22 protein-coding genes are annotated in these 26,346 nt (G+C 62.9%); 19 read left to right on the forward strand and 3 right to left on the reverse strand.

Translation table 11 applies throughout. The annotated features are described in order from the left end of the window. Positions 1-169: 169 nt before the first annotated feature. The gene (rlmD, locus tag R8871_RS21390) at positions 170-1,588 is read left to right on the forward strand and encodes a 23S rRNA (uracil(1939)-C(5))-methyltransferase RlmD (RefSeq protein ID WP_175052252.1); all 1,419 of its coding nucleotides are present in this window, start codon (positions 170-172) and stop codon (positions 1,586-1,588) included. A gap of 103 nt (positions 1,589-1,691) precedes the next feature. On the opposite strand, the gene R8871_RS21395 is transcribed toward rlmD, so the two are convergent. Beyond that, complete coding sequence (locus R8871_RS21395; protein ID WP_172737781.1) at positions 1,692-2,495, reverse strand: outer membrane protein assembly factor BamD; 804 nt, start codon at positions 2,493-2,495, stop codon at positions 1,692-1,694. 95 nt (positions 2,496-2,590) lie between these two features. On the opposite strand from R8871_RS21395, the gene R8871_RS21400 reads away from it, so the two are divergent. The 14 genes from R8871_RS21400 (at position 2,591) to R8871_RS38730 (ending at position 18,206) form a co-directional block, all read left to right on the forward strand. Continuing rightward, the gene (locus R8871_RS21400) at positions 2,591-3,859 is read left to right on the forward strand and encodes an RluA family pseudouridine synthase (RefSeq protein ID WP_175052253.1); all 1,269 of its coding nucleotides are present in this window, start codon (positions 2,591-2,593) and stop codon (positions 3,857-3,859) included. Then, positions 3,856-4,704: a peptidoglycan editing factor PgeF gene (pgeF, locus tag R8871_RS21405; protein ID WP_175052254.1), complete on the forward strand. Its 849-nt coding sequence runs from the start codon at positions 3,856-3,858 to the stop codon at positions 4,702-4,704. Before R8871_RS21400 ends, pgeF begins: the two co-directional genes overlap by 4 nt. Before the next feature lie 623 nt (positions 4,705-5,327). Further along, entirely contained in the window at positions 5,328-7,142 is a 1,815-nt protein-coding gene (gene phaC / locus R8871_RS21410) for a class I poly(R)-hydroxyalkanoic acid synthase (RefSeq protein ID WP_175052255.1), read from the forward strand. Positions 7,143-7,277: 135 nt separating this feature from the next. Continuing rightward, positions 7,278-8,459 (forward strand): acetyl-CoA C-acetyltransferase, encoded by a 1,182-nt coding sequence (locus R8871_RS21415; protein ID WP_175052256.1) that lies wholly within the window; start codon positions 7,278-7,280, stop codon positions 8,457-8,459. Between the two features lie 239 nt (positions 8,460-8,698). Further along, on the forward strand, positions 8,699-9,439 hold the full coding sequence (locus R8871_RS21420) for a 3-ketoacyl-ACP reductase (RefSeq protein WP_054039485.1): 741 nt from the start codon (positions 8,699-8,701) through the stop codon (positions 9,437-9,439). A 133-nt stretch (positions 9,440-9,572) separates the two neighbouring features. Beyond that, the gene (gene phaR / locus R8871_RS21425) at positions 9,573-10,190 is read left to right on the forward strand and encodes a polyhydroxyalkanoate synthesis repressor PhaR (protein WP_175052257.1); all 618 of its coding nucleotides are present in this window, start codon (positions 9,573-9,575) and stop codon (positions 10,188-10,190) included. A gap of 404 nt (positions 10,191-10,594) precedes the next feature. Then, the gene (locus tag R8871_RS21430; protein WP_175052258.1) at positions 10,595-11,653 is read left to right on the forward strand and encodes a tRNA dihydrouridine synthase; all 1,059 of its coding nucleotides are present in this window, start codon (positions 10,595-10,597) and stop codon (positions 11,651-11,653) included. 116 nt (positions 11,654-11,769) lie between these two features. After that, positions 11,770-13,161: a 30S ribosomal protein S12 methylthiotransferase RimO gene (gene rimO, locus R8871_RS21435; protein WP_054039491.1), complete on the forward strand. Its 1,392-nt coding sequence runs from the start codon at positions 11,770-11,772 to the stop codon at positions 13,159-13,161. Positions 13,162-13,164: 3 nt separating this feature from the next. Next, positions 13,165-14,130 carry a sugar kinase gene (locus tag R8871_RS21440; protein WP_175052259.1) on the forward strand — a complete coding sequence of 322 codons (966 nt, stop codon included), beginning with the start codon at positions 13,165-13,167 and terminating at the stop codon, positions 14,128-14,130. Positions 14,131-14,205: 75 nt separating this feature from the next. After that, complete coding sequence (bktB, locus tag R8871_RS21445) at positions 14,206-15,390, forward strand: beta-ketothiolase BktB (protein WP_175052260.1); 1,185 nt, start codon at positions 14,206-14,208, stop codon at positions 15,388-15,390. A gap of 116 nt (positions 15,391-15,506) precedes the next feature. Beyond that, positions 15,507-16,181 carry a hypothetical protein gene (locus R8871_RS21450; RefSeq protein WP_175052261.1) on the forward strand — a complete coding sequence of 225 codons (675 nt, stop codon included), beginning with the start codon at positions 15,507-15,509 and terminating at the stop codon, positions 16,179-16,181. Positions 16,182-16,195: 14 nt separating this feature from the next. Continuing rightward, complete coding sequence (locus tag R8871_RS21455) at positions 16,196-17,380, forward strand: cystathionine beta-lyase (protein ID WP_175052262.1); 1,185 nt, start codon at positions 16,196-16,198, stop codon at positions 17,378-17,380. A 185-nt stretch (positions 17,381-17,565) separates the two neighbouring features. Next, on the forward strand, positions 17,566-18,024 hold the full coding sequence (locus R8871_RS21460; protein WP_175052263.1) for a hypothetical protein: 459 nt from the start codon (positions 17,566-17,568) through the stop codon (positions 18,022-18,024). Between the two features lie 50 nt (positions 18,025-18,074). Beyond that, positions 18,075-18,206 (forward strand): hypothetical protein, encoded by a 132-nt coding sequence (locus tag R8871_RS38730; RefSeq protein WP_281370244.1) that lies wholly within the window; start codon positions 18,075-18,077, stop codon positions 18,204-18,206. Between the two features lie 49 nt (positions 18,207-18,255). Here R8871_RS38730 and serB read toward each other — a convergent pair whose 3' ends face one another. Continuing rightward, positions 18,256-19,095 (reverse strand): phosphoserine phosphatase SerB, encoded by an 840-nt coding sequence (serB, locus tag R8871_RS21465; protein ID WP_175052264.1) that lies wholly within the window; start codon positions 19,093-19,095, stop codon positions 18,256-18,258. 428 nt (positions 19,096-19,523) lie between these two features. Between serB and R8871_RS21470 the strand changes: the two genes are divergently transcribed. The 4 genes from R8871_RS21470 (at position 19,524) to R8871_RS21485 (ending at position 25,180) form a co-directional block, all read left to right on the forward strand. After that, positions 19,524-20,771: a cytochrome P450 gene (locus R8871_RS21470; protein ID WP_175052265.1), complete on the forward strand. Its 1,248-nt coding sequence runs from the start codon at positions 19,524-19,526 to the stop codon at positions 20,769-20,771. A 224-nt stretch (positions 20,772-20,995) separates the two neighbouring features. Further along, the gene (gene ku, locus R8871_RS21475) at positions 20,996-21,994 is read left to right on the forward strand and encodes a non-homologous end joining protein Ku (protein WP_175052266.1); all 999 of its coding nucleotides are present in this window, start codon (positions 20,996-20,998) and stop codon (positions 21,992-21,994) included. Positions 21,995-22,059: 65 nt separating this feature from the next. Beyond that, positions 22,060-24,828, forward strand: coding sequence for a DNA ligase D (gene ligD, locus R8871_RS21480; RefSeq protein WP_175052267.1), 2,769 nt, complete (start codon positions 22,060-22,062; stop codon positions 24,826-24,828). A 43-nt stretch (positions 24,829-24,871) separates the two neighbouring features. Next, positions 24,872-25,180, forward strand: coding sequence for a hypothetical protein (locus tag R8871_RS21485; protein WP_175052268.1), 309 nt, complete (start codon positions 24,872-24,874; stop codon positions 25,178-25,180). Between the two features lie 144 nt (positions 25,181-25,324). On the opposite strand, the gene R8871_RS21490 is transcribed toward R8871_RS21485, so the two are convergent. Further along, positions 25,325-26,290: a LysR family transcriptional regulator gene (locus R8871_RS21490; protein ID WP_175052269.1), complete on the reverse strand. Its 966-nt coding sequence runs from the start codon at positions 26,288-26,290 to the stop codon at positions 25,325-25,327. Positions 26,291-26,346: the final 56 nt, after the last annotated feature.

Genomic DNA, 26,346 nt, shown 5'->3' on the forward strand with positions numbered 1-26,346 from the left:
CCGTTCGCCGCACACTAACGCGGTTGAGCGTCTGACGGCAGCCGCCGTAGCGCGAAGTCGGGCGCAAGCGCCAGGGTTCGCCGTATGCCAATCGTGATCGAAGCGATCGGTGTGCGCGGCGCTTCGTCTACAATCTCGCCTTTCCCCCAAGTTTGTCAGGAAGTCGCAGGTGTCCCGAACTGCCCCCCAACGCCGCTCGCCGAAGCGCCAGAAGGCGCCCGCTCCGGCGAAAGCGCACGTCATTACCGGCAATGAGCCGATCATCGAAATCGTTTCGCTCGACATGGAAGCGCGCGGCGTGGGCCGCATCGAGAGCGAAGACGGCACGCCCGGCAAGGTGATTTTTGTCGAAGGCGCGTTGCCCGGCGAGCGTGTCAGCTACACGACGCATCGCAGCAAGCCGAAATTCGAGCAGGCTGAGGTCGTCCAGGTATTCCGCGAAAGCGTGCTCCGCACCAAGCCGAAATGCACCTACTTCGATACCTGCGGCGGCTGTTCGATGCAGCATCTCGACATCCGCGCCCAGATCGCCGTCAAACAGCGCGTGCTCGAAGACAATTTCCAGCATCTGGCGAAGCTGCGCCCGGAGACCGTGTTCCGGCCGATTCACGGTCCGGCCTGGGGATACCGCTATCGCGCGCGTCTGGCAGTGCGTTATCTGCCGGAAAAGGGCGGCATGCGCATCGGTTTCTACGAGAAGAAGAGCAGCTACATCTCGGATATGAAGACCTGCGAGATACTGCCGCCGCACATTTCGGCGATGCTGATGCCGCTGCGCTTCATGGTCCGCAAGCTATCGATTTACGATCGCATGCCGCAGATCGAGCTCGCGGTCGGCTCGTCGGTCACCGCACTGGTGCTGCGCAACCTCGCGCCGCTCACCGCCGCCGACGAGCAGGTGCTGCGCGATTTCGCCGACGAACACAAGATCCAGTGGTGGTTGCAGCCGGGCGGTCCTGACACGGTCACGCCGTTCTATCCGCTCGACGCGCAACTCGACTACACGCTGCCGGAATACAACATCCGGATGCCGTTCAAGCCGACCGACTTCACGCAGGTGAATCACGCGATCAATCGCGTGCTGGTGAGCCGTGCGCTGCGTCTGCTGGCCCCGGCCAGCACGGACCGCGTGCTCGACCTGTTCTGCGGAATCGGCAACTTCACGCTGCCGCTCGCCCGCATTTCGAAAGAAGTGATGGGAATCGAAGGCAGCGAAGTGCTGACTTCGCGCGCGCTTGCGAATGCCGAACTGAACGATGTGGCGGGGCATACGTCGTTTGCTTGCCGCAACCTGTTCGATGTAACCGCCGACGACATGCGCGCGCTCGGCCATTTCGACAAATTCCTTATCGACCCGCCGCGCGAAGGCGCGCTCGCTGTCGCCAAGGCGCTCGCGGAGATCGCGCAGAGCGGCAATGGGCCGTTGCCCAAGCGTATCGTCTACGTGTCGTGCGCGCCCGCCACGCTCGCTCGCGATGCGGGGCTGCTGGTGCATGAGGCCGGCTACCGGCTGGTGGGTGCGGGTGTGGTGAACATGTTCCCGCACACCTCGCACGTGGAGTCGATTGCGTTGTTCGAGCGGGACTGAGGGCGCGGGTTGCCGGCCGGTGCTGTATAGGCCGGCAGCGCGGCACAAACAAAAACGCCACGACCGAAGTCGTGGCGTTTTTTTTAATGCAGCTAATCGAGGCTTAGAACTGCCACCACGACTTTTCCTTACCGGGCCTTGCGTGGCCCGTGATATACGGACTGTCGGGGAAGGTGCCGGCCAGAATGCGCTTCGTGTCGTCCGCGAGTTGCGGCTGGTTCAGCTTCTCATACGACAGCATCATGATGTGCAGTGCGTCTTCGATAGCCGGCGCGTTCTTGTATTCCTTCAACGCCAGTTGCGCGCGGTTGATCGCGGCGACATACGCGCCACGACGGTAGTAATAATCCGCCGCGTGAACTTCGTGCGACGCCAGCGCGTTCACGATATAGCGCATGCGTTGCGCGGCGTCCGGCGCATACTTGCTGTTCGGGTACTTGTCGACCACGACCTTGAACGCGTCATATGACTCGCGCAGCGACTTCGGATCGCGCTCGCTCATGTCCTGGCCGGAGAAGCGGCCGAACAGACCGAGGTCGTCGTTGAAGTGGATCATGCCCTTCAGGTAGTACGCGTAGGCGATGTCCGGGTGATCCGGGTGCAGCTGGATGAAGCGGTCGATCGCCTGGTCGGCGGCGGCGTTTTCGTTGTCTTTCCAGTTGCAATACGCGACGTTGATCTGCGCTTGCTGGGCAAAGTGGCCGAACGGATCACGGCCTTCGAGCATTTCGAAATACTTGGCGCACTTGCCGAAATCACCACCGGTCAGAGCGTCGTTCGCCTCCGTATATAATTTGTTGTTGTTCCACGTAGCTGTCTCGTCGGTCTTTTCCGGCAGGCCGTGGCAAGCCGCAACAACGGCGACGGCTGCGGCGCACGCAATGTATCCGGCCACTTTCCGGGCCATCTTCTTGATGACCGCCAAATTGATCGCCGCTTTAGTGATGGTGTTCAAGGCTCGCATTTTCCAGTCTAGCTTTACGTCCAGGTGACCCAGACTCAATGACCCGCTCAAATACTCCAGGCGCCGCAACCGGTGCCGGGAATAGCAACAAAGATTATAGCGTAAGCGCTGACCCCTCCGACGCATTGGGCGTCGACTCGCTCGACGACGATCTCGGCAGCGACGCGCTCGCCGCCGCTGGCCCGCGCAGCGTGCCAACCGTGGCGAGCCCTGTAGCGGACGAGTCGCCGCGCAGCGTCGTCGTGCCCGACGAAATGGCCGGTGAGCGCCTCGACAAGGTGCTGGCCCGAGTCTTTCCGGAGTTTTCACGTAACCGGCTGCAAAGCTGGATCGAGTCGGAGCGGGTGCGCATCGACGGCAAACCGGCCAAAATCCGCCAGCCGGTGCCGCTTGGGGCCACCATCGAGCTCGTGCCCGATCTGCTGCCCGAGCAACTCGCGTTCACGCCCGAGCCGGTGCCGCTCGAAATCGTCTACGAGGACGACACGCTGGTGGTCATCAACAAGCCGGCCGGCATGGTCGTGCATCCGGCGGCCGGCAACTGGAGCGGCACCGTCCTCAACGGCCTGCTGTACCGCTATGGCGACGCAGCGGCAGGGCTGCCGCGCGCCGGTATCGTGCATCGGCTCGACAAGGAAACGTCCGGTTTGATGGTGGTGGCGCGCACGCTCGAGGCGCAGACGGATCTGGTGCGCCAGTTGCAGGCACGCACGGTGAAGCGCCGCTATCTCGCGCTGGTGTGGGGCAATATGCCCGAAGAGGGCACGATCGACGCGCCCATCGGCCGCGATCCGCGCGAACGCACGCGCATGGCGGTGGTGACGAGCGCATCGGGCAAAGCCGCGCGTACGCATTTCCGGCGTGTGGACACGGCGATCTGGCAGCGTCAGCCGGTCACCGCGATTCATTGCGATCTGGAAACCGGCCGCACCCATCAGATTCGCGTGCATTGCGCGCATATCGGTCATCCGCTGCTCGGCGATCCGATCTATGGGCGCGCACGCGGCAAGCGCTCGGTGACGCCGCTGCCGGACGGTTTCGCGCGTCAGGCGTTGCATGCATGGCGTCTCGGTCTGATCCACCCGAAAACCGGCCGGACCATGCAATGGCGCGCCGATGCACCGGAAGACATGCAGGTGCTGTCGGCGGCGCTTGGGCTTGGGCGTGACGATGCGGGCGAGTTCGACGAGACGTACTACGAAGAAGACGACTACGACGCTTCGCTGGACGACGACATCGATGAAGACGGCGATCACGACGAAGACGCGGATCACGACGACGAACACGACGAGGACGGTCACGCATGAGCTTGCCCGAGCTGAGCTTTGCCGATGTTGTGCAACCCGCATGGAACGTGTCACCGCGTGTGCGCGCGCTCGTCACCACGCGCAACGGCGGCGTGAGCGAGCCGCCGTTCGGCCGCTGGCAGGATGGCGCTGACCAACCGGGCGGCCTGAATCTGGGGATGAAAAGCGGTGACGATCCCGCCGCGGTCGCAACGAATCGCGCACGCTTGCTGAGTCTGGCAGGCGTAGGCGAGGCCGCCTGGCTCGAACAGATTCACGGCGCCGGCATCGTGCGCGCGGAAGATGCGCTCGCGCAGACTCAGGCGAGCGGTACGCCGACACGAGCGGACGCCAGCGTTACCGATCGGCCCGGCACGGTGTGTGTCGTGATGGTCGCCGATTGCATGCCGGTGCTGTTGTGCGACGAAGCGGGACGCGCGGTCGGCGCGGCCCATGCCGGCTGGCGTGGGCTGGCCGCGGGTATCGTCGAGCAGACTGCGCAGCGTGTCGCCGGTCTCGCCGGTGTGGAGGCCGCATCGTTGCATGCCTACCTCGGTCCGGCGATTGGACCGGACGCATTCGAGGTGGGTGCAGATGTACGTGACGCCTTCATGAACGGCGTGGACGGCGCACAACGCGAAGCCACTGCGAATGCATTCATTACGCATCCGCAAAACCCCGGTAAATATCTCGCCGATCTCGCGGCGCTCGCGCGCTTGCGCTTGCAACGGATCGGTGTGACGCGCATTGTCGGCGGCGATCTGTGTACGGTCACGCAACGTGATCGTTTCTATTCCTATCGCCGTGATCGCGAGACAGGGCGCATGGCCGCGCTGATCTGGCTGGACGATCAGATTACGCGTTAGTTCTGCATTCAATCATCCCTACACGGCCGCATCGCATGACGCTTCGATTTATCCGCGCCATCGTGCGGCCGTGGCGCTTCCCGCGCTTGCTTCGACCGGTGCGAGCGTGTCTTGCGCGCATCCGTATGAGGGTTTATTCGGAGATGCACTGCGTGCTTTTGCTGCGCTGCCGGAATTTGTCGCGCATGCATTAATCTGCCGCTAAAAGTGCGCGCCAGTGAACGGATAAATGCGCATAAATATGCATAAGCCCATGCAATACGGGAGCTTTTTTTGCTTATACCCGCACTTATCAACCCATGTTCCAAAAGCGTGATCTGCTATACAGGGAAAACGATAATTAAAAAACTATCGCACTGCGGCAAAATCGGGAACAAGCATTGACATGCCTTGCGATGGGGAGCAAGAATGTTCCTCACAGCTCCTCGTACATGGGACAGGGCGTGACGAGGTCGCGAGCAATCGCCCACGTGCGCATGAACCTGCCTCTCAACCCGTCCGCAAGGACTCACCGGTCAAAAGCAGGTATGGCAGCATCACATTCCTCAGCTTCTCCCAGCACGGACTCCTCGACGGAGCACACGCAGCAGGCCGGTACGAGCGGCGCATCACCAGCCGCAGGCATGCAGCAGTTATTGGACGCCTGGATGAACGCATGGCGTTCGCTGGGCACGCCGCCCGGCGGCAGCGGCATGCCGTTCCAGATGCCGCAGGTGCCCCAGATGCCGCCAATGGGCTTGCCGCAGATACCGTCGTTCCCCGGCATGCCCGACTTCAGCAAGCTGGCCGCAGGCTCCCTGCCGTCAATGCCCTCATTCGCCGGACTCAATGTGCCGAGCGCCGCGATTCCATCGGAGCGTTTGCAAAAGCTGCAAACCGATTATTCGCGCGAGGCGATGGAGCTGATCCAGCAGGCGGCCACCTCCACGGCGAAAGCCCCCGAACTCAAGGACCGCCGCTTCAGTTCCGACGCGTGGAGCGCGACGCCGGCCTATGCCTTTACCGCTGCGTGGTATCTGTTGAACGCGCGTTATCTGCAGGAAATGGTCGACGCGCTCGAAACGGAACCGAAGATGCGCGAGCGCGTTCGGTTCGCGGTTCAGCAGTGGACCGCAGCCGCATCGCCGAGCAACTTCTTCGCGTTGAATCCGGAAGCGCAAAAGACCTTGCTCGATAGCAAGGGCGAGAGCTTGCGCCAGGGCGTGATGAATCTGCTGGGCGACATGCAGCGCGGCAAGATTTCGCAGACGGACGAATCGCGTTTCGTGGTCGGCGAAAATCTCGCGAACACCGAAGGCTCGGTGGTGTTCGAGAACGACCTCATTCAGCTGATCCAGTACAAACCGCGCACGGCCACCGTGCGTGAGCGGCCGCTGCTGATCGTGCCGCCTTGCATCAACAAGTTCTACATTCTCGATCTGCAGCCGGAGAATTCGCTGGTCGCGCACGGACTCGATTCGGGTCATCAGGTATTTCTGATTTCGTGGCGCAACGCGGACGCATCGATCGCAGGCAAGACGTGGGACGACTACGTCAGCGAAGGTGTCCTCAAGGCGATCGAAACGGTCAGCAAGATCAGTGGCCGTGAGCAGATCAACACGCTGGGTTTCTGTGTGGGCGGCACCATGCTCGCCACGGCGCTGGCGGTGGCGGCCGCGCGCGGCGAACATCCGGCTGCGTCGATGACCTTGCTCACCGCGATGCTCGATTTCTCGGACACGGGCGTGCTCGACGTATTCGTCGACGAGGCGCATGTGCAGATGCGCGAGCAGACCATCGGCGGCAAGAACGGCGGCAAACCCGGCTTGATGCGCGGCATCGAATTCGCCAACACGTTCTCGTTCCTGCGGCCGAACGATCTGGTGTGGAACTACGTCGTCGACAATTACCTCAAGGGGCGCACGCCGGTGCCGTTCGATCTGCTGTACTGGAACAGCGATTCGACGAGTCTGCCGGGCCCGATGTATGTCTGGTATCTGCGCAACACCTATCTCGAGAATCGTCTGCGCGAGCCGGGCGCGGTGACCACCTGCGGCGAGCCGGTCGACCTCTCGAAGATCGATGTGCCCACCTTCATCTACGGTTCACGTGAAGACCATATCGTGCCGTGGCAAACCGCCTATGCGTCGGTGCCGCTGCTCTCCGGGCCGCTGAAGTTCGTGCTCGGCGCGTCGGGTCATATCGCTGGCGTGATCAATCCGCCGGCGAAGAAAAAGCGTAACTACTGGGCGCTGGAAGGCGACGCCAGGACGTTGCCGGAAAGCCCGGACGAATGGCTCGGCGAGGCGACCGAAGTGCCTGGCAGCTGGTGGCCCGAATGGACCACGTGGCTCGATCAGTATGGCGGCAAGAAAGTGAAGCCGCGCGCCACGGCCGGCTCCGCCGAATTCCCGGTGATCGAACCGGCGCCGGGGCGTTATGTGCGGCAACGGGAGTAGGCTTCAGCGCGCCTGAGGGCGCGGTGGTGTGGCGGTATGAGTGCGCGTTCTGATAGGTGCAAGGACGCATTGGCAACAAGATTTTTAACTTGACGGGCTGCGGCGTATTTAGCCGATGTCCCGGAGGATATGGAAATGACTGATGTTGTGATCGTATCGGCCGCCCGTACGGCAGTTGGCAAATTCGGTGGGTCGCTGGCGAAGATCGCTGCGCCCGAACTCGGCGCAACCGTGATTCGCGCCGTGCTCGAACGGTCTGGTCTGAAGCCTGAGCAGGTCAGCGAAGTCATTCTGGGACAGGTGCTGACGGCAGGCTCGGGGCAAAACCCGGCGCGTCAGTCGCTGATCAAGGCGGGGCTGCCCACGGCGGTGCCGGCCATGACGATCAACGTGGTGTGCGGCTCGGGCCTGAAGTCCGTGATGCTGGCGGCCAACGCGATCATCGCGGGTGACGCGGACATCGTGATCGCCGGCGGTCAGGAAAACATGAGCGCCGCGCCGCACGTGCTGCCGGGCTCGCGCGACGGTTTCCGCATGGGCGACGCCAAGCTGATCGACTCGATGATCGTCGACGGCCTGTGGGACGTCTATAACCAGTACCACATGGGCGTGACGGCAGAAAACGTCGCCAAGGAATACGGCATCACGCGCGAGCAGCAGGATGCGTTCGCGGCGCTGTCGCAGAACAAGGCGGAAGCTGCGCAGAAGGCGGGCCGTTTCAACGACGAAATCGTGCCGGTCGAAATTCCGCAACGCAAGGGCGAGCCGCTGCGTTTCGCAACTGACGAATTCGTGCGTCACGGCGTGACGGCTGAATCGTTGGCGGGTCTGAAGCCGGCTTTCTCGAAGGAAGGCTCGGTGACAGCGGCCAATGCGTCGGGTCTGAACGACGGCGCGGCGGCGGTGCTGGTGATGTCGGCGAAAAAGGCCGAGGCGCTTGGCCTCACGCCGCTCGCGCGCATCAAGGCGTACGCCACCTCGGGTCTGGATCCGAAGGTGATGGGCATGGGCCCGGTGCCGGCCTCGCGCCGTTGTCTCGAACGCGCGGGCTGGACGCCGGCCGATCTGGACCTGATGGAAATCAACGAAGCGTTTGCCGCGCAGGCGTGCGCCGTGAATCAGCAAATGGGCTGGGACACGTCGAAGATCAATGTGAACGGCGGCGCGATCGCGATCGGCCATCCGATCGGTGCGTCCGGCGCGCGGATTCTCGTCACGCTGCTGCATGAAATGCAGAAGCGCGATGCGAAGAAGGGTCTGGCGTCGCTGTGTATCGGCGGCGGCATGGGCGTGGCGCTGGCGCTCGAACGCGCTTGATAGACCTCAAGTCCTGGGGACCCGAGCTCGGGGCCTCAAGGTGGGTCAAGCAGGTTCAAGCAGGGTCAAACAGGTTTTAGCAGGCGGTAAGCAGGGTTGCCGCGCGCCACATTGCAGCAGGTAGCGCGCGGTGAGCAATGGCCTCGTCGGCCGGTCGCCCGGCGGCAGTGGAGATGAAGCACAGGCGAGGGAAGAGGTAGCCGGTCGGCACCTCGAAAACGAAAAACGGAGTGTAGTTTATGACACAGCGAATTGCGTACGTAACGGGCGGGATGGGTGGCATCGGCACAAGCATTTGCCAGCGTCTGCACAAAGAGGGCTTCAAGGTGGTCGCCGGTTGCGGCCCGAACTCGCCGCGCCGCGTGAAGTGGCTCGAAGAGCAGAAGGCACTCGGCTACGATTTCATTGCGTCCGAAGGCAATGTCGGCGATTGGGAATCGACCAAGGCGGCGTTCGACAAGGTCAAGGCCGAAGTCGGTGAGATCGACGTGCTGGTGAACAACGCCGGTATCACGCGCGACGTCGTGTTCCGCAAGATGACGCACGAAGACTGGACGGCGGTGATCGACACCAACCTGACCAGCCTCTTCAACGTCACCAAGCAGGTGATCGACGGGATGGTCGAGCGCGGCTTCGGGCGGGTCATCAACATTTCGTCGGTGAACGGCCAGAAGGGGCAGTTCGGCCAGACCAACTACTCGACCGCGAAGGCCGGTATTCACGGCTTCACGATGTCGCTGGCGCAGGAAGTGGCCACCAAGGGCGTGACGGTCAACACCGTATCGCCTGGCTACATCGGCACCGATATGGTCAAGTCGATCCGCCCGGACGTGCTGGAAAAGATCGTTGCGACGATCCCGGTGCGCCGTCTCGGTCAGCCGCAGGAAATCGGCTCGATCGTGGCATGGCTCGCCTCGGACGAATCGGGTTTCTCCACGGGCGCGGATTTTTCGCTGAACGGTGGTTTGCATATGGGCTGAGTCACCGGCGCGCCGCTCACAAGGCAGCGCGCTTCGACTCAGATGGTTCCGGCGGCGTCCCGGCTGCACAATTGCCCGATTGTGCGCCGGCATGACGCCGTTTCCGCGCTCAACTCGCGCTCAAAGGCGTTACATGACCACTACTACAAAGAAAACAGCCGAACGATTGATCAAGAAGTATCCGAATCGCCGGCTCTACGATACCGAGACAAGCACGTACATCACGCTGACGGACGTTAAGCAGCTCGTGCTGGATCAGGAGGATTTCAAGGTCATCGATGCGAAGAGCAACGAGGATCTGACGCGCGCCATCCTGTTGCAGATCATTCTCGAAGAGGAGAGCGGCGGCCTGCCGATGTTCTCGTCCTCGATGCTCTCGCAGATCATCCGTTTCTACGGCCATGCCATGCAAGGCATGATGGGCACGTATCTGGAGAAGAACATCCAGGCCTTCATCGACATTCAGGCGAAGCTCGCCGACCAGTCGAAGAATCTGTACGAAGGCAAGGCGATGAACCCCGAAGTCTGGTCGCAATTCATGAACATGCAGGCGCCCATGATGCAGGGCATGATGACCAGCTACATCGAACAGTCGAAGAACATGTTCGTGCAGATGCAGGAGCAGATGCAGAACCAGGCGAAATCGATGTTCGCCACCTTCCCGTTCACGCCAGGTGGTCCGGTGAATGCGGCAGGCGGGCCGGCCACACCGGCTGCTCCGCAAACCAATCCGGAGCCGGAGAAGAAGTAAGGGCGCGACGCTGACGCGGCGGGCGGGTCTTTAAGCGTCGGTCCCACGGGCAAACGGCGCAGTAATGGTGTATCCATCGGTGTGCCCGTCGCGCAATGAGGCGGCGGGTGGACTGCGGCGGCCTGCGCGCCGGGCGCAAGCTGACGGGCGCGGTACAATCACGGGTTGCGTGCGCCGGCGCTGTTGCGGGGTGTGGTCCTTGAGATCCATTTGATCCCGCTATCCCTCAGGCCGCGTCGCAGCGTCTCATTTGTCGCCGTCGCCACTGCCACCGCTGTATCCCAGCCCCATCTATGTCGCAGACCCGTTTCCCTACCGCCCCTATGCTTTCGATTCCGAAGGCCGGATTTGTCAGCATTGGCTGACCGTAAGATTCGCCGAAGCTGCTTGAGCGCCATGCCCACATGAGCCAGCTGTTTCTTGCGCCCATGGAGGGGCTCGCGGACTACGTGTTGCGCGACGTGCTGACCGGCACGGGCGGGTTCGACGGGTGCGTCTCCGAATTCGTCCGGGTGACGGGCTCAGTGCTTCCCGAGCGTGTCTACGAGCGGGATACACCCGAAGTCCTCCACGGAGGCCGCACACCCGGCGGCACGCCGATGGTGATCCAACTTCTTGGCAGCGATCCTGAATGGATGGCGCTGAACGCGGCCCAGGCGGCCAGTTTGTCGCCGTATGGACTCGATCTGAACTTCGGCTGTCCCGCTAAAGTCGTCAACCGGCACGGCGGCGGCGCGATGCTGCTCGCGCATCCTGAGCAACTGAACCGGATTGTTTCTTCCGTTCGCGCCGCGGTGCCTGCCGGCATCGCCGTGACGGCAAAAATGCGGCTGGGCGTGTCCGATACCTCTCTTGCGATCGATTGCGCCACAGCGCTGGCAGAGGGTGGAGCGGCCTCGCTCGTGGTGCATGCCAGAACGCGCGACCATGGCTACCGGCCGCCGGCCCACTGGGAGTGGATCGCGCGAATCGACGACGCCGTGGACGTGCCGGTCACTGCCAACGGAGAAGTCTGGACGGTGGCCGACTGGGAGCGGTGCCGGGCGGTCAGCGGCTGTGCGGACGTCATGATCGGGCGGGGCGCCGTATCGGACCCTTTCCTGGCTTTGCGCATACGCGGACTGATGGAGCAGACGGCTTCCGGCGAGGAATGGCCGGCCGTGCTGGGTTTGCTCGCCGACTACCTGAGAAAGTTGCAAGCCCGCGTCGCGGCGCGCCATGAGCACGGACGCGTCAAAATGTGGCTCAGCTATCTGAAGCGGACGTGGCCGCAGGCTGCCGAGCTGCATACGGCCATCCGGCGGCTGCATGATTCGCGCGACATTCTTGACGTGATCGAACGTGCCCAGGCACTCAGTGGCTTGATCCCGATGCCGGCGCATCAATATGCGGCGCATGGCCTCGCTGATCCGGCAATGCCCCGCTACCTGGCCGACTGCACGGTCGCCGGCGCGGTACAATAAAGGGTTGCGTGCGCGGGACGTTGTCCGGGCTGTGGTCTGACTGACCATCGGCCCTTGGCCTTGCCGCACCGTCCCCATTTGTCGCCATCGTCACCGCTATACGCCGGACCCATCCTATGTCGCAGACCATTTCCCCCGCAGTGCCGACTCCTTCGACTCCGAAGGTCGGTTTCGTCAGCCTCGGCTGCCCCAAAGCGCTTGTCGATTCCGAGCAGATCATCACGCAGTTGCGCGCCGAGGGTTACGAGATCTCCGGCACGTATGACGGCGCGGATCTCGTCGTCGTCAACACGTGTGGCTTCATCGACGAAGCGGTGCAGGAAAGCCTCGACGCGATCGGCGAAGCGCTCAGCGAAAACGGCAAGGTGATCGTCACGGGTTGCCTCGGCGCCAAGCAGAGCGCAAGTGGCTCGAACCTGATCGAAGAAGTGCATCCGAAGGTGCTGGCCGTGACCGGTCCGCATGCGCTCGGCGAAGTAATGCAGGCGGTACACAATCATCTGCCGAAGCCGCACGACCCGTTCATCGATCTGGTGCCGGCTGCCGGTGTGAAGCTCACGCCGCGCCACTACGCTTACCTCAAGATTTCCGAAGGCTGCAACCACCGCTGCACGTTCTGCATCATCCCGTCGATGCGCGGCGACCTCGTGTCGCGCCCGGTCGCCGACGTGATGCTCGAGGCGGAGAACCTGTTCAAGTCTGGCGTGAAGGAACTGCTGGTGATTTCGCAGGACACGAGCGCATACGGCGTCGACGTGAAATACCGCACCGGTTTCTGGAACGGCAAGCCGATCAAGACGCGCATGACCGATCTGGTCGGCGCGCTCGGCGAACTCGCGGCGCAATACGGCGCATGGGTACGTTTGCACTACGTGTATCCGTATCCGAGCGTCGACGAAGTCATTCCGATGATGGCCGAAGGTCCGTTCAAGGGCCACGTGCTGCCGTATCTGGACGTGCCGTTCCAGCACGCGCATCCGGAAGTGTTGAAGCGCATGAAGCGCCCGGCCAACGCCGAGAAAGTGATGGAGCGCGTGAAGGCGTGGCGCGAAATGTGCCCGGATCTGACGATCCGCAGCACGTTTATCGCCGGCTTCCCGGGCGAGACGGAAGAGCAATTCCAGACGCTGCTCGATTTTATCCGCGAGGCGGAACTGGATCGGGTCGGCTGCTTTGCTTATTCGCCGGTCGAAGGCGCGAGCGCCAACGAACTCGACGGTGCGTTGCCCGACGAAGTGCGTGAAGAACGCCGCGCGCGTTTCATGGAAGTGGCTGAAGAAGTGTCGGCCAAACGGATTGCGAAGAAGGTCGGCAAAACGCTGAAAGTCCTGGTCGACGAGATCAATGCCGACGGCGGCATCGGCCGCACGGCGGCGGATGCGCCCGAGATCGACGGCGTCGTGTATATCGCGCCGGCCACCAAGGCGTCGAAGCGTTACAAGGTCGGCGATTTTGTCTCGGTGAAGATCACCGGCGCCGACGGTCACGATCTGTGGGGCGAGGTCTAAGCGATGACGGTGAGTACGGCCGGCGCGCCGGCAACCCAGCGCCCGGAGAGCCAGCCTCCGGAGATCCTCGCGCTCGGCGAAGCGATGATCGAGTTCAACCAGTCGGCTAAAGATCAGCCGAACTATCTGCAAGGTTTCGGCGGCGACACGTCGAACTTCTGTATCGCGGCAACGCGGCAGGGCGCGAAGACAGGTTTCGTGTCGGCCGTCGGCAGCGATCATTTCGGGCGTCTGCTGATCGATTTGTGGGAACGCGAGCAGGTTGATACGTCGCTCGTGCGCGTCGATCCGCACGCGCCCACCGGTGTCTATTTCGTCTCGCATGGTCCCGCTGGTCACGCGTTCGACTATCTGCGCGCGGGGTCGGCCGCGAGCCGCTACGCACCGCACGATTTGCCGCTCGATGCGATCGCCGCGGCCAAAGTCATCCACCTGTCCGGCATCAGTCTCGCGATCAGCCTGAGCGCCTGCGACGCCGCGTTGGCGGCGATCGAGCATGCACGCGCAAACGGCGTACTCGTGAGCTTCGACACCAATCTGCGTTTGAAGCTGTGGCCGTTGGCAAGAGCGCGCGCGGTGATGCTCGAAGCCATTCGTCGCACCGACATTTGCCTGCCGAGCTGGGACGACGTCACCGAACTCACCGGCTTGACCGGCCGCGACGAGATCGTCGATTTTCTGCTGTCGCATGGTCCGCGTGTCGTGGCGCTCAAGCTCGGTAAGGAAGGCTCGTACATCGCCACGCCAGACGAGCGGCGCGTCGTGCCGGGCCACGTTGTCAATGCGGTCGATGCGACCGGCGCCGGGGATTGCTTCGGTGGCGCGTTCATCGCGCGCATCGTCGCAGGTGACGATCCTTTTCAGGCGGCGCGATATGCGAACGTCGCCGCGGCACTGTCCACGCAAGGTTACGGCGCGGTCGCGCCGATCCCTTCGCGCGCGACGGTCGAACACATCCTGGCCGGCTGACAGTCACGCGCTGAGAGGCGCGCCCCGCAGCCCGCCAGGACAAGACTATCTTGAGACACTAAACAGGAGCGAGCGATGCAACGAGACGTAGTGGTGGTAAGCGGTGTACGTACGGCAATCGGCGGTTTTGGCGGCAGTCTGAAGGATTTTCCGCCGACCGATCTGGGCGCACGCGTCGTACGTGAAGCGCTGGCGCGCGCGAACGTGTCGGGTGACGAAGTCGGTCACGTGGTGTTCGGCAACGTCGTGCATACCGAACCGAAAGACATGTATCTGGCCCGCGTGGCCGCGATCAACGGCGGCGTTGCGCAACATGCGCCCGCGTTGACTGTCAACCGCCTGTGCGGCTCCGGCTTGCAGGCCATCGTCTCGGCCGCCCAAAGCGTGCTGCTCGGCGACGCCGACATCGCGATCGGCGGTGGTGCGGAAAACATGAGCCGTGCACCGTACTCCATGCCGGCTGCGCGCTTCGGTCAGCGCATGGGCGACGCGCGCCTCGTCGACATGATGGTCGGCGCGCTGAACGACCCGTTCCAGTCCATCCATATGGGCGTGACTGCTGAGAACGTTGCCCGCAAGTACGACATCTCGCGCGAAACGCAGGACGCGCTCGCGCTCGAATCGCATCGCCGTGCGGCTAACGCTATTACGAGCGGCTACTTCAAGGACCAGATTCTGCCGATCACGATTCCGTCGAAGAAGGGCGACGTCGTGTTCGATACGGATGAACACACGCGTATGAACGCGACGGCCGAAGACTTCTCCAAGTTGAAGCCGGTGTTCGCGAAGGAAAACGGCACGGTGACAGCCGGCAACGCCTCGGGCATCAACGACGCCGCCGCGGCGGTCGTGCTAATGGAGCGCAGCGTCGCCGAAAAGCGCGGCATCAAGCCGCTGGCGCGGCTGGTTTCGTACGCGCATGCGGGCGTCGATCCGGCCTACATGGGCATCGGCCCGGTGCCGGCGACGCGCAAGGCGCTCGAACGCGCCGGTCTGACGGTCGCCGATCTCGATGTGATCGAAGCGAACGAAGCGTTTGCTGCTCAGGCGTGTGCGGTCAGCAAGGAACTCGGTCTTGATCCGGCCAAGGTCAATCCGAACGGCTCCGGCATTTCGCTCGGCCACCCGATCGGCGCAACCGGCGCACTGATCACCGTCAAGGCGTTGTATGAGTTGCAGCGGGTTGGCGGTCGCTACGCGCTGGTGACGATGTGTATCGGCGGCGGGCAGGGCATCGCGGCGATCTTCGAACGGATCTGAAGCTGAGAGCCTGAGGTGGACCCAGGTAACGCCACGCGAGGCGTCATCTGGTTCCGCGGAACGAAGCCGGGTAGCAAACTAGTATCGAGCAGTATCAGGCAACAAGGAAAGAACGGATGCAGGAATCGAAAGCGATGAAGGGTGCGATGCGTCGGCGCGGTTGGGCAGTCCTCCAGGGGCACTTCCTTCGGGGCGCAGTAAGCGCCGCCGCATTGCTGTGTGCCGGCGCCGGGGCTGTGCTGCCCGCGCAGGCATGGGCGGAAAGCGACGCGGTGAAGGAGCTGGCGGCGCCCCCGCCGATTCAGTTGCCGCTCAAGCCGAGCCCCGAATTCGCGAAGTTTCCGCGCTACGCCGGCATGCTGGGCTCGCGTCAGATCGTGCTGCGTCTCGGCGCGAAAACGGATGATCCGGCCGGTGTGCACGGCGAGTATCAGTACACCGACACCGGCGAGGTGATCCTGATCGCGGGTGACCGCGACGGCGATACGCTCGAAGTCGAAGAATCGAACGACGGCACGCATATCACGGGCAACTGGGTGGGCAAGTTTGCCGCCGACGGTTCGGTGGCCGGCGACCGGATGAATGTCGACGATTCCGACCCGCAGCCGTTCGATCTGAAGCCGCTGGCAGCGGGGCAGGCTGTGCCGGCTGCATCAGCGAGTGCCGGTGCGGCCGCTAACAAGGCTGCGGTCGCGCCGCAGCCGTCCGCCGGCAGCGCAGCAGCGCCTGCCTCGGCGACAGGTGGTGGCCACGCCGTTGGCGGGGTGAGCAACCTGCAAACCGGCGAATAAAGCCTACCAACACCATGACCCAATCCAAACTCAAACGCGGCCTGCAAACCAGCATCGTGCGGCACGAGGACCAGCTTACGCCGGGCTTCGAATCCTTCTCGATGCCGGTGACGCGCGCCTCGACCGTCGTGTTCCCCGACCTCGCGACGATGCGCGCGCTCGACTGGAAAAACGACGCGCAATGGCGCTATGGCCTGCATGCAACGCCGACTTCGCTCGCGCTGGCGCAGCGGCTTGCCACGATCGAAGGCGGTAATCACGCATTGCTGCAGCCGTCGGGTTTGTCGTCGATTTCGAACGTGTACTTCGGCATCGTGAAGGCCGGCGACGACGTGCTGATTCCCGATAACGTCTACTCGCCGAACCGCGATCACGGCGACTGGCTGGCGCGCGATTTCGGCATCACCGCGCGCTACTACGATCCGATGATCGGCGCGGGCATCGCGGATCTGATCCAGCCGAATACGCGTTTGATCTGGCTCGAAGCGCCCGGTTCGGTCACGATGGAAGTGCCCGACGTGCCGGCCATCACCGCGGTGGCGCGTGCGCGCAATGTCGTCACGGCGATCGACAATACCTGGTCCGCAGGGCTCGGTTTCCGGCCGTTCGACCATGGCGTCGACATCTCGGTGCAGGCTTTGACCAAGTACCAGTCGGGCGGTGGCGACGTGCTGATGGGCGCGACGATCACGGTCGATCGCGAGTTGCATCTGAAGCTGAAGGCCGCGCGCATGCGCACGGGTATCGGCGTGTCGTCGGATGACTGTTCGTTGATTCTGCGCAGTCTGCCGAGCATGCGGCTGCGTTTCGAACAGCATGACCGGGCAGCGCTCGGCCTCGCCAACTGGCTGAAGACGCGTCCGGAAATTGCCGCGGTCCTGCACCCGGCGTTGTCCGACTGTCCCGGACATGAGTTTTACAAACGCGACTTTACGGGCGCGGGCGGACTGTTCTCAGTGGTGTTCGATGCACGTTACAGCGCGGCGCAAATCGACACGTTCTGCGAGTCGCTCGAGCTGTTTTCGCTCGGCTGGAGCTGGGGCGGTGCGCACAGTCTCGCGATGCCGTACGACGTCGCTTCGATGCGCACGGAAGGTCAATGGCCGTATCGCGGCACGCTGGTGCGGTTCTATATCGGCCTGGAAGAGGAGGCCGATTTGCGCGCGGATATCGAACAGTGTCTGGCGGCGCTGGGTTAAGCGCCTGATTGCCGATTGCTGATTGCCGACGTTGAGAAAGCCCATCGTGACGAGTTCACGATGGGCTTTTTGTTTTGTCAGGATAGCCGGTCAACCTAACCATTCGGCTGAATGGTGGACGCCGGCTCTCGACGCTACGATGGTGCGCACTATGACTAACGATCAACGCACGATGGTGAGCTTCGATGAATCTGTTTTTCTGGATATTGCTGAATCTTGGCGTGCCGATTGTCGGCCCGATCTTTACGCTAGCGCTCGTCGCTCCCACGCACGGCTGGCGGGTCGCGAAGACGTTGATCGCCGCATCAGTGAAAGACGGCCAACTGTTCTGGTGTGCGATCGGACTGTGCGCGGCCGCGGTTTATGAGGCGGTGACTGCGCTGGAGCGGGGAAGTGGCGTGATGCCTATGCTGGAGGGTGCCATTGCTGGATTCTGCATCCTGGCATTCGCTTGCTCGAATATGGTGATGTCGTCCCTGGTCAACACGTGCCATGATCAGACGGCTACATGCATTCGTGAAAGGCGGAAGCGGTGTGCTACGGGAGCGTTGTCGCGTGTGGCGCGTGTGGCCATTGCGACTTCGATTTTTGCAACATCTCTTGCAGCTACTCTGTTGGTAATCCTACACGTTCACCTGATTTAGAATTATTAGATAACTCAGCTCTTATACTGATCTCCATTTGGGAGGCACTCATGCATAGACTATTCACGTTTCTGGAATCTAACGAAAACCACGCCCTTTTTCTGAAGTGGAATAGCGTCGTGATCGGCGTCACCGGGATCGCCATGTTGGGCATGTTCCTGATCGCCCATCTCAACAAATAATTCTCGTACCGGCGCTGGCCGCCATTGCAACGGCCAGCGCACTCAAGCTTCAGAACAACCGCAGCAAGCCGTCCAGCCCAACGTGGTTGAACGACACACTGGCTGCTTCGCGCACTACCGGCTTCGCGCGGAACGCTACGGAAAGTCCCGCGGCCGCCATCATTTTCAGATCGTTCGAGCCATCGCCCATCGCAATCGCACGCGTCGGCTCGATGCCCAGTTGGGCGCATGTCTCGCGCAACGTGCGTGCCTTCACGTCGGCGTTGACGATCTCGCCGATTACGTTGCCGGTCAACTTTCCATCCACGATTTCGAGCGTGTTCGCGTGCGTGAAATCGAGGCCGAGCCGGGCTTTCAGTTTTTCGGTAAAGAACGTGAATCCGCCGGACACCAGCAGCGTTTTCAATTCCGCCGCTTTCGCGCCTGCCAGCATTCGTTCGGCGCCGGGCGAGAGTTGCAACCGCTCTTCATAAACGCGTTCGAGCGCGCCGGCGTCGAGTCCCTTTAGCAATGCCACGCGGCGCGTCAGGCTCTCGTTGAAGTCCTTGATTTCACCGCGCATCGAGGCTTCGGTGATCGCGGCGACTTCTGCTTTCAACCCGCAGAAGTCGGCGATTTCGTCGATGCATTCGATCGTGATCAGCGTTGAATCCATGTCCATCGCAACGAGGCCGAAGTCTCGCAACTGGCGGCCGGGTTCGACAAACGCGTAGTCCAGCTGATGCGTGCCGCAATAGACCGCGAGGTCTGCGCGCTGCGCAACGTTCGCGTCGGCGATGCGAATCGCGTTCGCGTCGATGACAGCGGCGCGTGAACCGCGCGCAAGCGCGACGAGCGTTTTGTGGTGGTCGGCGGAAAGGGGCGCGGTGCTTTGGATGACGAGGTTCATGGGCGACCCATTGACGCGGAAGAGGGCGCGCGCGAGGCGCGCGGAAAATTCCGTCATTGTAACGGTTCGGCGGCATGTGGCCCGCAGGGGGCAGTCGGCAACGCGGCGATAGGTATCCCTGGATGGCAGTCAGGCGGGTTGGCGTTGACCGGACAATAGGCAAACAAACGGTCCGGGAGAAAATCCATTACCTCACCCATCACCTCACCCATCACCTGACCCATCGCCTAACCATCCAGGCAGGACGCCCGGCAATCCACCGTGCAACGATCAGGCGCCCGCGTCATACTGGCGCTTCGAACGACGCCCCGCAGCCATCGAACCCGCCAGGCCCATCGCGTCCAGAACCCGCGCAGCACACTCGCACGTGGCACGCATCGGCAAGGTATCGGCACCCACGACGAGGCGCGCCACCACGGAGACAAGCAATGCCCCCCGCAACAGCCAGCGACGCATCCACCCTTGCGCGCGATTTCGATCTGCGCCAGCTGAGCCCCGCGTTCTACGCCGACCCATACCCGGTCTACCACGCACTGCGTGCCCATGAACCGGTCAAACGCATGCCGGACGGCTCGCTATTTCTGACGCGGTTTCGCGACGTGCAGGCCGTCTACCGCGACCCCAAAACTTTCAGTTCCGACAAAACTGTCGAATTCAAACCGAAGTACGGCGACTCACCGCTCTTCACCCACCACACCACCAGTCTCGTCTTCAACGATCCGCCGCGTCACACTCGGGTGCGCAAACTAATCGCCGGCGCGCTGACGGCGCGCGCGATCGCGGCCATGGAACCCGGGTTGATCCGCCTCGTCGATGGTTTGCTCGATACTGCCGCTCTGCGCGGCCGGATCGATCTGATTGGAGAGTTCGCGTCGGCGATTCCGGTCGAGATCATCGGCAATCTGCTGGATGTGCCGCACGCAGAGCGCGAGCCGTTGCGCGACTGGTCGCTGGCGATACTCGGCGCGCTGGAGCCGTCGCTTAACGAGGCGCAGCTCGAACGGGGCAACCGTGCGGTCAGCGAGTTTGTCGACTATCTGCGCGATCTGGTGGCACGGCGCCGGCGCGAGCCTGGCGATCCGCAACACGACGTGCTGACGCGCCTGATTCAGGGCGAACAGGGCGGCGAGCAGTTGTCGGAAGCGGAACTGCTGCAAAACTGCATCTTCATCCTGAACGCCGGTCATGAGACCACCACAAATCTGATCGGCAACGGTCTCGTTACGCTCACCGCCTGGCCGGAACAGCGCGCGGCGTTGCTGCGCGAACCGTCGCTGATCGAATCGGCGGTCGAAGAGTGTTTGCGGTTCGAGAGCTCGAATCAGCTGGGCAACCGGATGGCCACGGTCGACACGGAGATCGGCGGCGTCGCGGTGGCGCGCGGTACGCCCGTCACGCTGTGCATCGGCGCGGCCAATCGCGACCCCGAGCAGTTCGCGCAACCGGATTGCTTTGACATCCGCCGCGATCCGAACCGGCATCTGGCGTTCGGCTTCGGCATTCACCAATGCGCGGGCTTGTCGCTCGCGCGACTCGAGGCGCGCATCGCCATCGGACGCTTCGTGCAGCGCTTTCCCACGTATCGACTAGACGGCGAGCCAACGCGCGGCGGACGGGTGCGGTTTCGCGGCTTCGCAGCGGTGCCGATCGAACTCGAACCGGTGAGCGGCGGGTGAAGATCGGCGCTTGCCAGGCACCATTGGAGGAGCGCTGCAAGCGCCGTATCTTTTGCCGATATGGCGCAAGACTTACAGCCGATGCGCGTGGCAACCGGCCCGGCGCCACGGCGGCATAGCGTCTGGAACCGTGGCAGCCACCGCCGTACCGAGCCGGGAATAGCGCGCAAACCCGTGGCACGCTTGCTGCTTCACCGAAGGTCTCAGGCCTTGGGGAGCGCACGATGGCACACATGATCTGGAAGGGCGCAATCAGCTTTGGCCTGGTCCACGTTCCGGTGCAGTTGTATCCGGCGACGCAGTCAGAGAAAGTCGGCTTCAATCTGCTGGACAAGCGCACGATCGATCCGATCGGCTACAAGCAGATCAACAAGCGCACCGGCAAAGAGGTAGCGCGCGAGAACATCGTGCGCGGCTTCGAGTACGAAAAGGACAAATACGTCGTTCTCTCGGACGACGAGATTCGCGCGGCCAATCCCGAGTCAACGCAGACGGTCGACATCCTTGCCTTTATCGACGCACCCGACATCTCGTTTCTCTATCTCGACACGCCGTACTTTCTGACGCCTGATCGCAAGGGCGAAAAGGTGTACGCGCTGCTGCGCGAAGCGATGAAAGCATCGGGCAAGATCGGCGTGGCGAGTGTGGTGCTGCACAACAAGCAGCATCTCGCGGCGCTGATTCCGGTCGGACCGATGCTGGCATTGAACACCCTGCGCTGGGCCGCCGAGGTGCGCGATTTCGACGAATTCAAACTGCCGCCGGAAGGGATGAAGGCGGCCGGCGTCACCTCGCGTGAACTCGACATGGCGAAAAAGCTGATCAACGACATGAGCGACAAGTGGGATCCGTCGCAGTATCACGACACGTTCCACGACGACATCATGGCGCTGGTCGATCGAAAGATTCGCGCGGGTAAGACCGAGGAAATCACCGAGGTCGAGGCGCCGCGCGAATCGCGTCAATCCGCCGACATCCTGGACCTGTCCGACCTGCTCAAGCGCAGCCTCGGCCGCGGCAAAGGCAAGCCGGCGACGGGCGCGCGCAAGCATGCCGCGGAAGATGACGAGGCGGGCGACGATGCCGAAGCCGAAGCAGCCACGCCAGCCCGCAAGAAGCCGCGTGCGGCGCGCTCGGCGGGTACGAGCCGCAGTGGCAGCAAGAGCAGTGGCGCCAGCGCCAGGTCGGCCCCGGCAGCACGCAAACGGCGTGCGGCCGCCTGATCGCTCGCTTGATCGATCTCGATCGATAACGCCGCACCAACCCGTTCCACGACGACTTCATCTCCATGAACGACAGGCTCGATCTCTACAGCCGCAAGCGCCGCTTCGACGAAACGCCGGAGCCATCGGGCACGGCTGTGCGGAAGAAAACCGGCCGCAGGAGCGCGGCGCGCGTATCGAACGAGGCGCTGTCGTATGTGATTCAGGAGCACGACGCGCGACGCCTGCATTACGACTTTCGCCTCGAACTGAACGGCACGTTATTGTCGTGGGCGGTGCCCAAGGGGCCGAGCCTCGACCCGTCGGTGAAACGGCTCGCGGTGCATGTCGAAGATCACCCTGTCGAATATGGTTCTTTCGAAGGCGAAATCCCGCCTGGCAACTATGGCGCAGGGACCGTGATCGTGTGGGATCGCGGGACGTGGGAGCCGGTCGGCGGCGCGGTGGAGGCGGCCAGATCGTACAAGGCGGGCAAGCTCAAATTCCGGCTCTCTGGCGAAAAGCTGCACGGTGGCTGGACGCTGGTGCGCAGTCATATGCGCGGCAGCGGCGACAAGGAGCAGTGGCTGCTGATCAAGGAGCGCGACGATGAAGCGCGCGATCAGAACGACTACGACGTCTTGAAGGCGTGCCCTGGCAGCGTACTGGAAGGCAGTGAGTCGGTGGGCAAGCGCGCCAAGGCCACGAGGACCGCGACGAAAACGGCCGCGAGCGAGTCCAGCCGCCAGAGCACAGGCAGGACCGGAGCGAAGACTGCAATCAAGGCTGCCAGGACTGCAAACGCCGCCAAGGCCAAAGAAACAGCATCGAGTTCGAACGCCTCTCGCAGGAACGGTCCAAAAGCCAGCTCTTCAAGCCGTGCTGATCCGAAAAAAACCGACATCGTGTCGACCCGCAGCACACAGTCACTGCGCGAGCTTGCCGCGTCACCGTCGATTGAAGGCGCTGTCCAGGCCGCGTTGCCCGCCACCTTCAAACCGCAACTGGCGACGCTCGTCGACGCCGCGCCACCCGGCGATGAATGGACATACGAAATCAAGTTCGACGGCTATCGCGTGCTGGCGCGCATCGATCGAAACGCAAAGACGCGTGGAGTCAAGGTGTTGACGCGAGCCGGCAACGATTGGAGCGCGAAGTTCGGCAAGCAGGTGAAGGCATTCGAACAACTCGACATCGAAAGCGCATGGCTCGACGGCGAAGCGGTAGTGCTCGACGACAACGGCGTACCGAGTTTTCAGGCGCTGCAAAACGCGTTCGATGCGGACCGTCCGCAGGACATCGTCATCTATCTGTTCGACGTGCCGTTCCTGAACGGTTACGACTTGCGAGGCGTGCCACTCGAACAACGCCGCGCGATTCTGCGCGCGTTATTGGAAGACCAGGATGGGCACGACGGCAGCGTACTGCGCTTCTCGAACGATTTCGCGTTCAGCGCCGACGATCTGCTGAAGAGCGCGTGCGACATGGCGCTCGAAGGCATCATCGGCAAACGGCGCGATAGCGGCTATACCTCGGGGCGTTCGTCCGCATGGATCAAACTGAAATGCCGACGCCGCCAGGAATTCGTGATCGGCGGCTATTCGGAGCCGGCGGGTAGCCGTGCGGCGTTCGGTGCGCTGTTGCTTGGCGTCTACGACGGCAAAGGCAAACTGCAATACGCCGGCCGTGTCGGCACGGGTTTCGACGCTGCGTTGCTGCGCTTGCTCAAGAAGGAACTCGACGCGCGCGCAACCAGCCGCATGCCGTTCGCCAGCACGCCGCGCGAGCGCAGCCGCACGCCGCTGCATTGGGTCGAACCGGTGCTTGTCTGCGAATGCAATTTCGCTGAATGGACGAGCGAGGGCATCGTGCGGCAGGCGTCGTTCGTGAGTCTGCGCAGTGATAAACCGGCGCGGCAGATCGTCAGGGAAGCACCCCGTAAAGGAGCCGATGTGCAGGAGCAAACCGAAGTCGCCGGCGTGCGCGTGTCCCATCCCGACCGCGTCATCGACAAAAGCACCAGCACCCGCAAAATCGATCTCGTGCGCTACTACGAGTCGGTCGCCGACTGGATGCTGCCGCATCTGCAAGACCGGCCGGTGTCGCTGGTGCGTGCGCCCGAGGACATCGGCGGCGAGCTGTTTTTCCAGAAGCATAGCCAGAAGCTGTCGATCCCCAACGTCACGCAGCATCCGGGACTCGACCCGGGTCATCCGCCGCTGATTACTGTCGATACGCTCAAGGCGCTGGTCGGCGCCGCGCAGATGGGCACGATCGAATTTCACACGTGGAATGCCGTAGTGTCGAACATCGACAAACCCGATCGCATGGTGTTCGATCTCGATCCCGACGCATCGCTCGGTTGGGAGCGGATGATCGAGGCCGCGCAACTGACGCGCTCGCTGCTCGAAGAGCTCGGCCTGACCTCGTTCTGCAAGACGAGTGGCGGCAAGGGGTTCCATGTGGTGGTGCCGCTCGCGAAGCATGCCGGCTGGGACGACGTGAAGGCGTTTTCGCAAGCCGTCGCGCAGCACATGGCGACGACGTTGCCGAAGTACTTCAGCGCAAAGATGGGCGCCCAGAATCGCAAACAGAAGATCTTTGTCGACTACCTGCGCAACAACCGCGGCTCGAGTACGGTGGCCGCATTTTCAGCACGCGCCAGGCCGGGATTGGGCGTTTCAGTGCCGCTCTCGTGGGACGAAGTCGCCACCACCACGAGCGGCGATCAATGGACCGTCGAAAACGTGCACGAGCGTCTCGCAGACCTCAAGCGCGACCCGTGGGCCGACTACGCAAAGACACGTCAACGCATCACCGCCGCCATGAGAAAACGTCTGGATGAAGCGGAGTGACCGCGATCCAGCTAGCCCGATTCAACCGGAAAAGGAGCAAATCATGAAAACCTCAGCGCAATCGTCCGACGGCGAGAAGCAGGCCGACCCGCATGCAAAGAACGCTCCGCTTTCACGCGAAGAGGCGTCGGCGCCGCTGCCGCATGAAACCGATCAGGACCCGGAATCGCAACACGAAGACGCTCCGCGTCGTGTCGGCAAGCAGGCGCATCGCGACATCGAGCGCGGACTGAAGGACACCGACCGGCGTGGCGGTGACGAGTATCAGCAAAAGACGCAGAACGATGCGCACGCGGACATCAATTCCGATGGCAATGCAGGTGCAGGTGATGGCAAGCCCGGCAAGTGCTGATCCGCGGAAAACGCCGCGCGGTGCCGCTTCGGCGCGTCCCTGAATGAACCGCCGTAGCCGCGCTTTGAACCGGCTCCTATGCGCTCGCACCTACGCCATCCGCGGTCGGCAACCTGGTGCGGTCCGCAGATGGCTCATTCCGTCTCACCCCGGCTCCACATCCCAATAAGGCGGATCGCCAAAATGCGCGACAAGGAACTCGATGAACGCGAGCGTCTTCGGTGGCACGAACGCGCGACTCGGATACACCGCCCAGATCGCCACCTGCTCCGCGAGCGGATAGGTGTCGAGCACGCTGACCAGTTCGCCGCTGCGCAGATACGGCGCCACGTCCCAGGTCGACTTGAGCGCGATGCCGAAACCGGCCAGCAAGGCATCGCGAATCACTTCGCCGTTGTCGACAACGAGGCGTCCGCTCACCCGCACCGTGAGCGGTCCGGTGGGCGTCACGAATGCCCAGTCGCGCTGGTCTGACAGGATGATGCATTCGTGCTGTGCGAGGTCCGAAGGATGGTGCGGTGCCCCACGCGCGGCGAGGTAAGCGGGCGCGGCGCATAGCACGCGGCGGTTGACAGCCAGGCGCCGCGCCACCAGCGACGAATCCTTGAGCACGCCGACACGAATCGCCAAGTCGATACCCGCATCGACCAGATCGACCATCTGGTCAGTCAGACGCAGATCGACGCTCACGCCGGGATAGCGGCGCAGAAATTCGCTGACTACCGGCGATACGTGCTGCCGCCCGAACGACGACGGCATCGACACCCGCAGGCGCCCCTGCGGCTCGGCCTGCGCGCGACCCACCGAGGCGCGTGCCGCATCGGCTGCGTCGAGCAGCGCCTGGGCGCGTGTCATGAACACTTCGCCGTCCTGCGTGAGACTGATGCGACGGGTGGTCCGATGCAGCAGCCGCGCGCCAAGGAGCCTTTCGAGTTGCGCGATGCGTGAGCTCGCCACCGCCGCCGACAGCCCGAATTCGCGGCCGGCCGCCGACACGTTGGCGAGCAGTGCGGCCCGCACGAACAGGCCGACGTCGAGCAGATCGAGTCGTTCGCGTTCGCCGGACGAGGGCTTGACAGTGGGTTCCACGGAGTCGGCAGGATGGTCCATTCTTCTGAAATTCAAAAAGATGTTTCAGTCATTATGACGCTTTTATGAGAAGCAGA

The sequence above is a fragment of the Paraburkholderia sediminicola genome (genome assembly GCF_902859805.1).
GTDB classification, from domain to species: domain Bacteria; phylum Pseudomonadota; class Gammaproteobacteria; order Burkholderiales; family Burkholderiaceae; genus Paraburkholderia; species Paraburkholderia sediminicola.